This window comes from Stenotrophomonas pictorum JCM 9942, assembly GCF_001431585.1.
In the GTDB taxonomy this organism is placed as follows: Bacteria; Pseudomonadota; Gammaproteobacteria; order Xanthomonadales; family Xanthomonadaceae; genus Stenotrophomonas; species Stenotrophomonas pictorum.
This window is the reverse complement of record NZ_LLXS01000024.1, coordinates 1-13,314: the sequence shown is the minus strand read 5'-3', so window position 1 is coordinate 13,314 and position 13,314 is coordinate 1. Positions and strand designations below refer to the sequence as shown.

General features: G+C 67.4%; 12 protein-coding genes. 4 read left to right on the top strand and 8 right to left on the bottom strand.

Annotated features, from left to right (window positions below):
* Window positions 1–9: 9 nt before the first annotated feature.
* From kdpC to pyrE, 6 genes are all read right to left on the bottom strand, one after another.
* Complete coding sequence (gene kdpC / locus ARC78_RS09175) at window positions 10–618, bottom strand: potassium-transporting ATPase subunit KdpC (RefSeq protein WP_057506151.1); 609 nt, start codon at window positions 616–618, stop codon at window positions 10–12.
* Window positions 615–2,678, bottom strand: coding sequence for a potassium-transporting ATPase subunit KdpB (gene kdpB, locus ARC78_RS09170; protein ID WP_057506150.1), 2,064 nt, complete (start codon window positions 2,676–2,678; stop codon window positions 615–617). The genes kdpC and kdpB overlap by 4 nt, the downstream gene beginning before the upstream one ends.
* An 8-nt stretch (window positions 2,679–2,686) precedes the next feature.
* Window positions 2,687–4,405, bottom strand: coding sequence for a potassium-transporting ATPase subunit KdpA (gene kdpA, locus ARC78_RS09165; RefSeq protein WP_054660390.1), 1,719 nt, complete (start codon window positions 4,403–4,405; stop codon window positions 2,687–2,689).
* Between the two features lie 11 nt (window positions 4,406–4,416).
* Entirely contained in the window at window positions 4,417–4,509 is a 93-nt protein-coding gene (locus ARC78_RS09160; protein WP_054660392.1) for a potassium-transporting ATPase subunit F, read from the bottom strand.
* Window positions 4,510–4,803: 294 nt separating this feature from the next.
* Window positions 4,804–5,499, bottom strand: coding sequence for a hypothetical protein (locus ARC78_RS09155; protein ID WP_425480560.1), 696 nt, complete (start codon window positions 5,497–5,499; stop codon window positions 4,804–4,806).
* 15 nt (window positions 5,500–5,514) lie between these two features.
* Window positions 5,515–6,174 (bottom strand): orotate phosphoribosyltransferase, encoded by a 660-nt coding sequence (pyrE, locus tag ARC78_RS09150; protein ID WP_054660344.1) that lies wholly within the window; start codon window positions 6,172–6,174, stop codon window positions 5,515–5,517.
* A 113-nt stretch (window positions 6,175–6,287) separates the two neighbouring features.
* Between pyrE and ARC78_RS09145 the strand changes: the two genes are divergently transcribed.
* The 3 genes from ARC78_RS09145 (at window position 6,288) to ARC78_RS09135 (ending at window position 8,932) form a co-directional block, all read left to right on the top strand.
* On the top strand, window positions 6,288–7,088 hold the full coding sequence (locus tag ARC78_RS09145) for an exodeoxyribonuclease III (protein WP_054660342.1): 801 nt from the start codon (window positions 6,288–6,290) through the stop codon (window positions 7,086–7,088).
* Window positions 7,085–8,614, top strand: a complete 1,530-nt coding sequence (locus ARC78_RS09140; protein ID WP_199398905.1) for an AmpG family muropeptide MFS transporter — start codon at window positions 7,085–7,087, stop codon at window positions 8,612–8,614. Before ARC78_RS09145 ends, ARC78_RS09140 begins: the two co-directional genes overlap by 4 nt.
* Before the next feature lie 90 nt (window positions 8,615–8,704).
* A complete protein-coding gene (locus tag ARC78_RS09135; RefSeq protein ID WP_054660813.1) occupies window positions 8,705–8,932 on the top strand; it encodes a hypothetical protein in 228 nt (75 codons plus the stop codon).
* Window positions 8,933–8,939: 7 nt separating this feature from the next.
* Here the strand turns inward: ARC78_RS09135 and ARC78_RS09130 are convergent, their stop codons facing one another.
* Together ARC78_RS09130 and ARC78_RS09125 are read right to left on the bottom strand one after the other, a co-directional pair.
* Window positions 8,940–10,064 (bottom strand): anhydro-N-acetylmuramic acid kinase, encoded by a 1,125-nt coding sequence (locus tag ARC78_RS09130; RefSeq protein WP_057506149.1) that lies wholly within the window; start codon window positions 10,062–10,064, stop codon window positions 8,940–8,942.
* Between the two features lie 73 nt (window positions 10,065–10,137).
* Window positions 10,138–11,598 carry a M23 family metallopeptidase gene (locus ARC78_RS09125; RefSeq protein ID WP_057506148.1) on the bottom strand — a complete coding sequence of 487 codons (1,461 nt, stop codon included), beginning with the start codon at window positions 11,596–11,598 and terminating at the stop codon, window positions 10,138–10,140.
* 166 nt (window positions 11,599–11,764) lie between these two features.
* Here ARC78_RS09125 and tyrS point away from each other — a divergent pair, with 166 nt between their 5' ends.
* Window positions 11,765–12,979 (top strand): tyrosine--tRNA ligase, encoded by a 1,215-nt coding sequence (gene tyrS, locus ARC78_RS09120; RefSeq protein WP_054660183.1) that lies wholly within the window; start codon window positions 11,765–11,767, stop codon window positions 12,977–12,979.
* The last annotated feature ends 335 nt before the right edge of the window (window positions 12,980–13,314 follow it).

Sequence of the window (13,314 nt, the reverse complement as noted above, 5' to 3'; positions counted from 1 at the left end):
CGGCCCGCATCAGGGCGCATACGCGGCCTGATCCAGCGCCCGGTTGAGGGCGACGATGTTGATACGCGGCTGGCCGAACACGCCCCATTGGCGGTTCTGTGTGTGTACAGCCACCAGCGTCTGCACCCGCGCTTCAGGCCAGCCGCGCGTGCGGGCCACACGTGCCACCTGCACCTGCACCGCAGCCGGTGACAGCTCCGGATCCAGTCCGCTGGCCGACTGCGTGACCAGATCGGCCGGCACCGTGGCCGGGTCGATCTTCTCGCGGGCGGCGATGGCAGCAGTGGTTTCGCCTACGCGCTTGACCAGGTCCGGATTGCTGCGCGCCATATTGCTGCCGGCCGCCGCCATCGGGTCGTAGTTGGCCGCCGAAGGACGGGTCTGGAAATAGCCATCGCCGACGAATGGCTGCGCCAGATACAGCGAGCCACGCACCTGGCCGTCGGCATCGCGGATCAGGCTGCCATCGGCCTGCGCAGGAAACAGTGAGCCGGAGATGCCGGTCGCCAGCGTCGCATAGACCAGGCCGGTGCCGAGCAGGCCGAACAGGGACAGACCAATGGCCGGCCGCCACAGCGGGTCGCCGGTACGACGGGAAGAAGTGTTGGAGGTGTTCATGCGCCAAATACCAGAGCAAGCAGAAGGTCGATGGCCTTGATGGCCGCAAACGGCAGCAGCACGCCGCCCAGTCCGTACACCAGCATGTTCCGCCGCAGCAGCGCGGTGGCGGTGGCCGGACGGAAGCGCACGCCACGCAGGGCCAGCGGAATCAGGGCCGGAATCACCAAGGCATTGAAAATCAGCGCCGCCAGCACCGCGTTGCGCGGGCTCGACAGCTGCATCACGTTCAAGGCCGCCATCGACGGAATGCTGGCGGCGAACAGCGCCGGCAGGATCGCGAAGTACTTGGAGACGTCATTGGCCAGCGAGAAGGTGGTCAGCGCACCGCGGGTGATCAGCTGCTGCTTGCCCACTTCCACCACCGCCAGCAGCTTGGCCGGGTCCGAATCCAGATCGACCATGTTGCCGGCCTCCTTGGCCGCCTGCGTGCCGGAGTTCATCGCCAGGCCGATGTCGGCCTGGGCCAGCGCCGGCGCGTCGTTGGTGCCATCGCCGACCATCGCCACCAGCCGGCCGCCGGCCTGCTCGGCACGGATGCGCGCCAGCTTGTCCTCTGGCCTTGCCTGGGCGATGTAGTCATCGACGCCGGCTTCGGCGGCGATGGCGGCGGCCGTGAGCGGGTTGTCGCCGGTGATCATCACCGTGCGGATGCCCATTGCCCGCAGCTGGGCGAACTTCTCGCGCATGCCGTGCTTGACCACGTCAGCCAGCTCCACCACGCCGAGCACATGCCGGCCTTCGCTGACCACCAGCGGCGTGGCGCCGCCACGGGCAACCTGGTCCACCCGCGCCTGCAGCTCGTTCGGCACCGTGCCACCCAGTGCCAGCACATGCGCGGTGATGGCATCGGCAGCGCCCTTGCGGATGCTGCGGCCGTTGTCGAGGTCGACACCGGACATGCGTGTTTGCGCGGTGAAAGACAGGTACTCCGCTTTTTCCGGCTCGGCGGTGGTGCAGGCCTGCTCGCGCGCCAGACGCACGATGGATTTGCCTTCCGGCGTCGGGTCGGCCAGGGACGACAGCAGCGATGCCTCACGCAGCTGCGCTGCGTCGATGCCGGCCAGCGGATGGAAGTGCGTGGCCTGACGGTCGCCGTAGGTGATGGTGCCGGTCTTGTCGAGCAGCAGCACGTCCACGTCGCCGGCCACTTCCACCGCCTTGCCGGATTTGGCCAGCACATTGGCCTGCAGCGCACGGTTCATGCCGGCGATACCGATGGCCGGCAGCAGGCCGCCGATGGTGGTCGGTATCAGGCACACCAGCAAGGCGATCAGCAGCAGCGGATCGACCTTGACGCCAACAAAGCCCGCAATCGCCGGCAGCGTCGCCACCACCACCAGGAAGGTCAGCGACATCGCCGCCAGCAACAGGGTCAGCGCGATTTCGTTCGGCGTCTTCTGCCGGTTGGCACCTTCCACCAGCGCGATCATGCGATCGAGGAAGCTGTGGCCCGGTTCGGCGCTGATGCGCACCACGATCTCGTCGGACAGCACCTTGGTGCCGCCGATCACGCCGGAGCGGTCGGTGTCGGCCTCGCGCAGCACCGGAGCCGATTCGCCGGTGACCGCGGCCTCGTTGATGGTGGCCAGGCCGCGCACGATCTCGCCGTCGGCCGGCACGAACTCGCCGGCACTGACGATCACATGGTCGCCCGGGCGCAATTCGGCAGCCGGCACACGGCTTTCGGCCGCGCCCTGCAGCGGCGTGGAAACACGCCGTGCGACCAGGTCCTGGCGTGCACGGCGCAGCGACGCGGCTTGACCACGACCACGCGCCTCGGCCACGGCTTCGGCGAAATTGCCGAACAACACCGTCACCAGCAGGATCGCGGTGACGGCCAGACCGAAGCCCAGCGGCGCGGTGCCGCTGAGGGTGACGGTCAGCGCCAGCACGGTGCCGGCCATCACCACCGCCATCACCGGGTTGTGCAGCAGGTGCAGCGGCGACAGCTTGCGGACCGAGTCGAACAGCGCACGGCGCAGGTCGGCTGCATCGAGCACGGCGGGGCGGCGCGATGCCGCAGGAGAAGATGCCACAGGAGAGGCGGAGCGGTTCATGGGGGCGTTCACGGTGAGGGGGCTCCCTGCAGGGCCAGCAGGCTCAGGTGTTCGGCCACCGGGCCAAGCACCAGCGCTGGCAGGAACTGCAGCACGGTAAGGACGATGACCACGCAGATAAGCGTCAATGCGAAGGTCGGGGTTTCAATCTGCAGGCTGCCGGCGCTTTGCGGCACCTGCCGTTTGGCGGCCAGCTGGGTGGCGATGACCAGCGGGATGATCAGGATCGGGAAGCGGCCCAGTGCCAACACCAGCGCACAACTGAGGTTCCACCACACGCTGTTGTCGGCCAGCCCTTCAAAGCCCGAGCCGTTGTTGGCATAGGCCGAAGTGAACTCGTAGAACACCTGGCTGATGCCATGGAAGCCGGGGTTGGAGGTGCCGGCCAGGCCAGGCATGGCCAGCGTCAGCGCGGTCAGGCCGAGCAGGGTGATCGGCTGCAGCAATACCAGCACCGCGAGCAGGCGCACCTGCGGCGTTTCCAGTTTGCGGCCCAGCAGTTCGGGTGTACGTCCGGTCATCAGGCCGGCCAGGAACACCGCCATCATCAGGTAGACCAGGAACTGCTGGATGCCGCAGCCGATGCCGCCCCAGATCGCGCTGACCAGCATGTTGACGATGGGCATCATCCCGCCGAGCGGGCTCAGCGAGTCGTGCATGCCATTGACCGAGCCGTTCTGCACCTGGGTGGTGATGGACGACCACAGCGCCGTGCCATCGGCGCCGAAACGGGTCTCCTTGCCTTCCATCAGCAACGCACTGGCGGCGCTGGCGCTGTGGCCTTCCAGCCACAGGCTGGCGCTGGTGGACAGCACCGACATGGTCAGCATGCAGCCGAACACCAGCGCGCCAAAGCGCCGCCGGCCGGTGAAGCTGCCGAGCATGCAGATGATGGCCATCGGGATCAGCAGGATGCCGATCAGCTCCAGCGCATTCGACAGCGGGGTCGGATTTTCCAGCGGGAAACTGCTGTTCGGGCCATACCAGCCGCCGCCATTGGCGCCGAGCTGCTTGGCGGCGACCATCGCCGCAACCGGGCCGAGCGGGATTTTCTGCGTTTCCATGCCGGCGGTGGCATCGATCGGCGTGGCCTGCGGGCCGGCGGCCAGCGTGGAAGGCACGCCCTGCCAGTTCAGCAGCAGTGTCCACACCAGGCACAGCGGCAGCAGGAAGCGCAGGCACAGGCGCACCACGTCGGCGTAATAGTTGCCGACTGTGACGCGCGGCGAGGCATTGCCGCTGTCGTTGCCGGCCGGTTTCATGAACAGGGCACGAAGCGTTGCCACCGCCAGTGCCAGCCCCATCATCGGAGTGATCACCTGCAGGCCGGTGATGCCGGTCATCTGCGAGAAGTAGGACAGCTGCGCCTGGCCGCTGTAATGCTGCTGGTTGGTGTTGGTCAGGAACGACACCATGGTGTGCAGCGCGGTGTCCCAGCGCAGGTTGGGGATGTTGTCCGGGTTCAACGGCAACCAGGCCTGGGTCATGAACACGGTCATGGTCAGCACCGCCAGCACCAGGTTGCTGATCAGGAACGCGACCACATAGCCGCGCCAGGACATGGAATGTTTCGGGTCCACGCCGAGCACGCGGTACAGCGGCTTTTCGATCCAGTGGAAGAGGACGTCGATACGCATCGGCGTACCACGCATCAGCCGGGCCAGGTACAGGCCCAGCGGCCAGGCCAGCGCCAGGCTGGCCAGAATGATGAGGATGGGTTCAATCACGACGGCGCTCCTCAGAACGACTCGGGTCGAAGGACCGCGTACAACAGGTAGGCAGCGGCAATCAGCACCACTACGCCGCACAACAGGGCAAGCCAGCCGGGCATGGAAACCTCGAATTCAGGACGCGCTCCGGTTGGGCCGGAATGGCGCGTGGATGGAGGGCGGGGAGCAGCCTGCAATGAGCCTGATCCCCGGTCAGGTAAGACATCGTCCTTCGGCAGGCCATAAACGCGCGACGGCGCGGACCGGATGGTGGCGTAAAAACGGCATAAAAATGCGTGTGCCAGGTGGCGCCATGAACCTCGCCCGTCGCCAAGCGGGGCGGCGGGTGTATTGCCACACCCATGAAAAAAGCGACCCGGAGGTCGCTTCGTTCTCGTGCCTGCGGCGCTGCCCGCTCAGCCCTGGGTTGGCGCGGGTGCGGGCGCTGCGTCCGGCGCGGCGGGTGGCGCAATTCCCTTCAGTTCGCGGTAGCGGGCCAGGCTTTCGGCGATCTCCACTTCCATGGCCTTGCGCTGCTGCTCGAATGCGGCCTGCAGCCGCAGCTGGGCCAGCAGCTCGGTGTGGCGCTGGCGGATCTCGCCGGCCTGCTTGTCGCTCACCTTCTGCCCGGCCAGCTCGCGGTTGCCGGCCGACAGCAGCTGCGCGGCCAGCGCTTCGCGCAGGCTGGCGACGTTGTAGAGGGCGGTGTTGATGTTGTTGTCCACGATCGCGGTGCGCTCGGCGAACACCCGACGCAGCGCGTCCTCGCTGCCATAGGTGGCCAGCATCGCCTGCTCGGTCCGCCTGCGGGTGTCGGCCGCGGCCGCATCGATCTTCTGCTGGGCCTCGGCCAGGGCGGCGTCGGCGCGCTCCTCGGCGGTGAGCGCGCGCTGGATTTCGGCACTGCGGGTGCCGCTGCGGGCGTTGAACTCCTGGCGCGCGCTGTTCACCGCTTCCGGTGGCAGCGTGTCCGAACAGATGCGGCGGCTGCCCTCATCCCAGCAATACAGTTTCTTGCCGGAATCGCCCTTGTTCTGCGCCAGCGCCGGTGCCGCCAGCGTGGCCAGCAGCATCAGCAACGTCGCCCCTGTGTTGTACCGGTCCAGCGCCATGGCAGCCCCCTGCTGTCAGCCTGTTGGATTGCTGCCGTAGCGGCCACGGTAGGCCAGCAGCGGTTCGCGATAGCCGACAAGTTCCGGGTTCCCGGAGGCGAATGCAAGCAGGTCGGCCAGGTTGGCCACGGCGATCACCGGGATGCCGGTCTCGGCGGCCACGGCCTGCGCGGCCGAGCGCGCGTCTGTTTCCGAGGCGATCTCCTGGCGGTCCAGCGCAACGACAATACCGGCCGGAATGCCGTTGGCTTCGCGGATGATCGCCAGCGCCTCGCGGATCGCGGTGCCGGCGGTGATCACGTCATCGACGATCAGCACACGCTTGCCGGCCATGTCCGCGCCGATCAGGGTGCCGCCCTCGCCGTGGTCCTTGGCTTCCTTGCGGTTGAAGGTCAGCGGCAGGTTGCGGCCGCGGTGCGAGAACTCGCAGGCGATCGCGGTGGCCAGCGGGATGCCCTTGTAGGCCGGGCCGAACAGCTGGTCATAGGCGATCCCGGCCGCGTCGATGGCGTCGGCATAGCAGTTGCCCAGCTGGGCCAGTGCCAGGCCGGTGTCGAAACGGCCGGCGTTGAAGAAATACGGGCTCACGCGGCCGGACTTGAGGGTGAACTGGCCAAAACGCAGCGCGTCGGCGTTCAGCGCCAGCTGCAGGAAACGGGAACGGTGGTCACTCATGTAAATGCGTTTTCTTGTCGTCTATTGAAGGCGCCTAGGGTAAAGCATGGCTTCGGCGATTGCTGGGGCGGACGGTATGCTGTGCCGGTCCCAGGTCCAGCCAGCGGTATTCCATGCGCATCATCAGTTTCAACGCCAACGGCATCCGTTCGGCCACCACCAAGGGTTTTGGCGACTGGTTCGCCCAGCAGCAGGCCGACGTGCTGTGTATTCAGGAAACCAAGGCGCAGGAGGCGCAGCTGACCGACGCGCTGTTCCGCCCGGACGGCCACCACTGCTTCTACCGCGACGCAATCACCAAGAAGGGCTACAGCGGGGTGGCGATCTGGAGCCGGCGCGAGCCCGACGAGGTGCGCACGTCGCTGGGCTGGGCGCCGTTCGATGATGAAGGCCGTTACATCGAGGCGCGCTTTGGCAACCTGAGCGTGGTCTCGTTCTATATCCCCTCCGGCTCCTCCGGCGAGCTGCGCCAGGGCTTCAAGTTCGAGGTCATGCAGTGGCTGCGGCCGATCCTGGACGAGTGGCTGGCCAGCGGGCGCGACTACGTGCTGTGCGGTGACTGGAACATCGTGCGCAGCGCGCTGGACATCAAGAACTGGAAGTCCAACCAGAAAAACTCCGGCTGTCTGCCGGAAGAGCGCGACTGGCTCAACGGGCTGTGCGCCGATCGGGCCGAACTGGCCGATCCGGCCACGGGCCGTGGCTGGGTGGACGCCTACCGCGCGCTGCACCCGGACGGGCAGGACTACACGTGGTGGAGCAACCGCGGCGCGGCGCGTGCCAACAACGTCGGCTGGCGCATCGACTACCAGTTGCTCACCCCTGGCCTGCGTGAGCGTCTGCGCGGCTGCTCGATCTACACCGGTGAGCGCTTTTCCGACCATGCCCCGTTCACCGTGGACTACGACCTGTGACCGAAGCGGTGTTGGAGGCCCCGCCGGCCGGGCTGCAGCGCCTGCGCCGGCTGTTCGTGATCCTGCTGCTGGGCTTCGCCTCCGGGCTGCCGCTGGCGCTGACCGGCGGGGCGATGCAGGCGTGGCTGACGGTGGACGGGCTGGACCTGGTGACGCTGGGCTTCCTGTCGCTGATTGGCATTCCCTATACCTTCAAGTTCCTGTGGGCGCCGTTGATCGACCGCTTCGACCTGCCGCTGCTGGGGCGCCGGCGCGGCTGGATCGTGCTGCTGCTGCTGTTACTTGCCGCGGCGCTGCTGGCGATGAGCACGCTGTCGCCGTCGCGCAATCTGGCGCTGTTCGCCTCGGCGGCCGTGCTGGTGGCGTGCCTGTCGGCGACGCTGGATGTGGTGATCGATGCCTACCGGACCGACCTGCTGGCACCGGCCGAACGCGGCCTGGGCGGTTCGCTGACGGTGCTCGGCTACCGGCTGGCGATGGTGCTGTCCGGCGGCATCACCCTGATCTGGGCCGAACAGTGGCAGAGCTGGCCGCAGGTGTACCGGGTGATGGCCGCCCTGGCCGCGACGGTGGGCGTGCTGGCGCTGGCGCTGATGCCGCCGCTGCCGGAACGCTTCAAGGCGCCGGTATCCCGGGCCGGTAGCGAGTTGCGCGGCTTCCTGGCGCTGGTGGCCGGCGTCGCACTGGGCGCGTGGCTGGCGCACCAGGCATTGGTGCTGCTGGGACTGGATCCGGCCAGCAAGGACCGCTGGGTACGGCTGGTGTTCGTCGTCACCCAGATCGCCGCGGCGATGCTGATGGGCCTGGGCGCCACCCGCCGGGTACCGTTCGAGACCCTCAACGCCTCGTTGCGCAGCTACTTCGGCATGCGCGGGGCCGGCGCGTTCCTGGCGCTGGTGGTGCTGTACAAGGTCGGCGATGCCTTCGCGCTGAGCCTGTCCACGCCGTTCCTGCTCAAGGGCATGGGTTTCAGCCAGGCCGAGGTAGGGCTGGCGAATAAGACCATCGGCCTGCTGATGACGATCGTGGGCGCCATCGTCGGTGGCTTCTTCCTGCTGCGGGTACGCCTGTCCAACGCGGTGATCGCCTTCGGCGTGCTGCAGCTGGTGTCCAATCTGGGCTTCTATCTGCTGGCCCGGGAAGGGGCCGGCGCCTGGGGTACGGTGCAGGTGCCGGCGTTCAACCTGCTGATCGTGCACCTGGACCAGCCCACGCCGATGGATGGCCTGCTGCTGTTCGCGCTGAGCCTGGACAACTTCGCCGGGGGTATGGGCACGGCGGCGTTCGTGGCGTTGCTCAGTGGCCTGTGTGGCACGCGTTTTTCGGCCACCCACTACGCGTTGCTGTCGGCGTTCGCCACGCTGGGACGGGTGTTCGTCGGCCCATTCGCCGGCGTGCTGGCCGATGCCTACGGCTGGCAGGTGTTCTTCCTGGTGTCGGTGGTGGTCGGTGTGCCGGGGCTGCTGATGGCCTGGTGGCTGCGCCGCGAAGTGGATGCGACCACGCAGCTGGCGCGCCCTGCCTGACGCGGGAAGCTGCGGCAAGCGTTGAATCGCGCGGTGGTCTGTCTGATCATGCCCGCGGGGGGATCCACCGGTAGCCAACAGGTGGTGGGTATGGCCGATGTGACGTTGCGGGATGTCGATCCGCACCTGCTTGAGCGGATCCGCCGGCTGGCGGTGGCCCGCGGCTGGACGCATGAACAGACCTGTCTGGCGCTGCTGGAGCAGGGCCTGTTCGCCGGCGAGCAGGAAGTGCGCGGCGGGTTCGAGAATCCGGAGGTCGATGCGCTGTCCGAAGCGATTCTGGCGTTGAAGGCGTTGCCGGCCGGCGGCGGGTTCTAGTGGTGTTTCAGGCCGGGTGGATCGCGCCGAGGATGCGCGGTCCGCGCGCGCCACTGACACTGGGCAGGTTGCCCGGGCGTCCTGCCAGCGTCTGCTGCGCCAGCCATGCAAAGCCCATCGCTTCCATGTAATCCGGGTCCAGGCCGTGCCCGGCGCTGGAGCCGACCCGCACGTCCGGCAGCCGGGCCTGCAGGCGCTGCAGCAAGCGCGGATTGCGTACGCCACCGCCGCAGACCAGGACCTGACGCACGTCGGGCAGATGCGCGAGCAGCGCATCGGCCACCGTGGCGGCGGTCAGCTCCAGCAAGGTGGCCTGCACATCCGCCGGCACCGGCGGGGTGTCGGCGAAATGCGCTTCCACCCATTGAAGGTGGAACTGTTCGCGGCCGGTGCTCTTGGGCGGCGGCAGCGCGAACCACGGCTCGGCGCGCAGCTTCGCCAGCAGGACCTCGTCGACCCGGCCGCGGGCGGCAAACGCGCCGTCGGCGTCGTAAGGACAATCCAGGTGGCGCTGGCACCAGCCATCGAGCAGGGCGTTGGCCGGGCCGGTATCGAAGCCGCGGATGCTGCCGTCACGCGCGATCAGGCTCAGGTTGGCGATGCCGCCCAGGTTGAGCACCGCACGGTCCTCACCGGTGCTGCCGAGCATGGCCAGATGGAACGCCGGCATCAGCGGTGCGCCGTGACCCCCGGCGGCGACATCCCGTCGGCGGAAGTCGGCCACCGTGGTGATGCCGGTCAGTTCGGCGATGCGGCTGGCATCGCCGATCTGCCAGGTGAAAGCCGGGTCGGCCAGCGGCCGGTGGCGGATGGTCTGGCCGTGCGAGCCGATCGCACGCACGCGGGTGCGGTCCAACCCGGCCTCCGCCAGCAGCTGGTTGGCTGCCGCGGCGAAGGCAAGGCCCACCGCCGCGTCCAGTTGCCCCAGCGCGTCCAGCGAGGCCGGCTCGCCGCCCTGGCCCAGCGCGATCAGCAGCTCGCGGGTCGGGCGCTCCCACGGATGGGTATGGCCATGGATGAAGCGGCAGCCGCCGTCCTCGGGAAACTGCACCAGCGCCGCATCGATGCCATCGGCGCTGGTGCCGGACATCAGGCCAACAAACAGCGGCAGGTGCGGATCGACAGGCGTCATTGCGGGAACCGGAAAGCAGACGGGCAGGAAGCTTCCAGCTCCCTGCCCGTGGCGTCAACGTGGAACGCGGAGGTCAGCCGCGCTTGCCGGCCGGTGCGGGTGTGGCCGCGGCACTGGCGGTGCGGGTGGCGGCCGGCTTGCGGTTACCGGCGTCGGCATAGATCAGCTCCTCCATGCCCTGGATCCGCGCCATCGCCGGCGCGGTCTGGGCGCGGAAGGCGACCAGCTCGGCGCCCTTGAGCGGTTCCGGCGGCGGCATCGTCACCGACAGCGGATTGCGGTGCACGCCGTTGACGCGGAATTCGTAGTGCAGGTGCGGCCCGGTCGACATGCCGGTGGAGCCCACATAGCCGATCACCTGGCCCTGGGCGACACGCTGGCCGGTGCGGTAGGGGCCCAGCCGCGACATGTGTCCATACAGCGTGGTGTGGCCGCGGCCATGATCCAGGATCACCACATTGCCGTAGCCGCGCTGGGTGCCGGCGAACTGCACACGGGCATCGCCGGCGGCCATGATCGGGGTGCCGGTACGTGCGGCGTAATCCACGCCCTTGTGCATGCGCATGGTGCCCAGGATCGGATGCCGGCGAGAGCCGAAGTTCGAGCTCAGGCGGGCGAACTGGATCGGCGAGCGGATGAAGCTCTTCTTCAGCGGGCGGCCGCTGATATCGAAGTACTCGGACTTGCCGTTGCGCTCGAAACGGAAGCCGGTGTGGGTCTTGCCGCCGGTCTGGAAGGTGGCCGCCAGGATCTTGCCGGTGTCGATGCGCTCGCCTTCGCGCCAGGTTTCATCCAGCACCACGCTGAAGCGGTCACCCGGCTGCAGGTCCTTGGAGAAGTCGATGTCGTACTTGAAGATCTCGTCGGTCATCGTGGCGATGGCCGAGGGCGACAGGCCGGCCCGGCGGGCGGCGGTGTACAGGGAGCTGGTGATCTCGCCACTGGCGACCACGGTGCGGGTGGTGCTGGCGCGTTGCATCACCTTCTCGCGGATCTGGTCGCCCTGCAGCGACAGCTCGACGCGGTGGTTGGCATCGCGGTCGAAGCGGATGCTGCGCAGGGTGCCGTTGACCGGCAGGTCGAAGGCGATCTCGGTGCCGGGCTTGAGCCGGGTCAGCACCTCGCGGGTGCCGGGGTGGTCCAGCACGCGCTGCATGGTCGATGCCGGCACGCCAGCGGCGGCGAACAGATCGCTCAGGGTCTGCCCGCGTTCCACCCGCTGGATCTGCCAGCTGTCGCCCGGGGTCTCGCCGCGGCGGGCCAGTGACAGCGGCGGCAAGGGCAGGGCGAGCGTGGAGTGGGACGTGGGGACCGGCAGATCGATGGCATTGGAGAAGCCGGGCACGATCGTCGCCGCCAACGCGCCGATGGTGGCGAACAGGCTGGCGTGGATCCAATGCCGTCGGGTCCAGCGTTCGTTGAACGCGGCCGGCAGGTGGTGTTTCAGCTTTCGATGCAGGGCGGTGTCGTGCAGGACGCTGAGGCGTTCTTTGAAGCGTTGTTTGCGCGCGGGGCCATGATCGGGTTGGGACATCACTCAGTTCTCTGGCCGGCCCGGATCGCGGGCCTAAACGCGGGTAACATAGACAGGTATCAATACCGCGTCAAACCATTGAGCCACATGGCTTTTCGATCTTGCGGCGCGGTTAACTTGCACTTAACACCATTCATGTTTTTAACGGCGAAGCCGGGAGTTTTGCGTGTCCTCGATTGATGAAGCCCTTGCCCTGATCGGCCGTGGTGCCGATGAAATCCTCAAAGTGGAGGAGTTGCGCCAGCGGCTGGAAAGCGGCCGTCCGCTGCGTGTGAAGGCCGGTTTCGACCCCACCGCTCCCGATCTGCACCTGGGCCACACGGTGCTGCTGAACAAGCTGCGCCAGTTCCAGGATCTCGGTCACCAGGTCATCTTCCTGATCGGCGACTTCACCGGCATGATCGGCGATCCGTCCGGCAAGAGCCTGACCCGCAAGCCGCTCAGCCGCGAGGATGTGCTGGCCAACGCACGCACCTACGAGGAGCAGGTGTTCAAGGTGCTGGACCGGGACAGGACCGAGGTGCGCTTCAACTCGGAGTGGTTCGGCAAGATGAGTGCGGCCGACATGATCCGTCTGGCCGGCCAGCACACCGTGGCGCGCATGCTCGAGCGCGACGATTTCGCCAAGCGCTACGCCGCCCAGCAATCCATCGCCATCCATGAATTCCTGTATCCGCTGGTGCAGGGCTACGACTCGGTGGCGCTGGAATGCGACGTCGAACTGGGCGGTACCGACCAGAAGTTCAACCTGCTGATGGGGCGTGGCCTGCAGGAACACCACGGACAGAAGCCGCAGATCGTGCTGACCATGCCGCTGCTGGAAGGCCTGGACGGCGTCAACAAGATGTCCAAGTCGCTGGGCAACTACATCGGCATCAGCGAGCCGGCGATCGACATCGTCACCAAGACCATGAAGGTGGACGACACCCTGATGTGGCGCTGGATCGACCTGCTCAGCTTCGACATCTCCATTGACGAGGCCGGGCAGCTGCGTTCCGCCGTCGAGGCCGGCACGATCAATCCGCGCGAGATCAAGCTGCGCCTGGCGCGCGAGCTGACCACCCGCTTCCACGATGCCGGCGCCGCCGAGCAGGCCATCGCCGGCTGGAATGCCGCGGTGACCGGGCAGGGCGATATCACCCAGCTGCCGCTGCAGGAAGTGACCGTGCCGGCTGAAGGACTGCGTATCGGTGCGTTGCTGACGGCGGCAGGGCTCACCCCGAGCAACTCCGAGGCCTCGCGCAAGCTCAAGGAGCGCGCGGTAAAGGTGGATGGCGAAGTCGTCGAAGACGCCCAGACCGTATTGCAGCCTGGTTTCGAGGGGCTGCTGCAGGTTGGCAAACGCACCTTCGCCCGCGTCCTGCTGGTAGTGGCGGGCTGACGGCGCAGGTGAGCAAGGCCGCTTCCCCCGGGGAGCGGCCAAAGCCCTCTCCCGCCGGGAGAGGGTAGGGCGACGCCCCTTTGCCTCATCACCCCGTAAGCCTTGATCAGCATCATCTGGATGCGTACTGCTGTGTACACCGATAAGTGCAAGCAAAGCAGTACGGGCCGCTCCAGGGCGCAATGAACGATTGCTGGAAAAAACTTTCCACAACCCCTTCACAAAGCCCGTAAAGAGGCACATACTTCACCTCCCCCGACGCAGGGGCCTCGCAAGAGGCGCAAGCGAAAGGAAAGCTTGAAGTCACCGCCTCGAAAAAGGTGTTGACGAGGCAG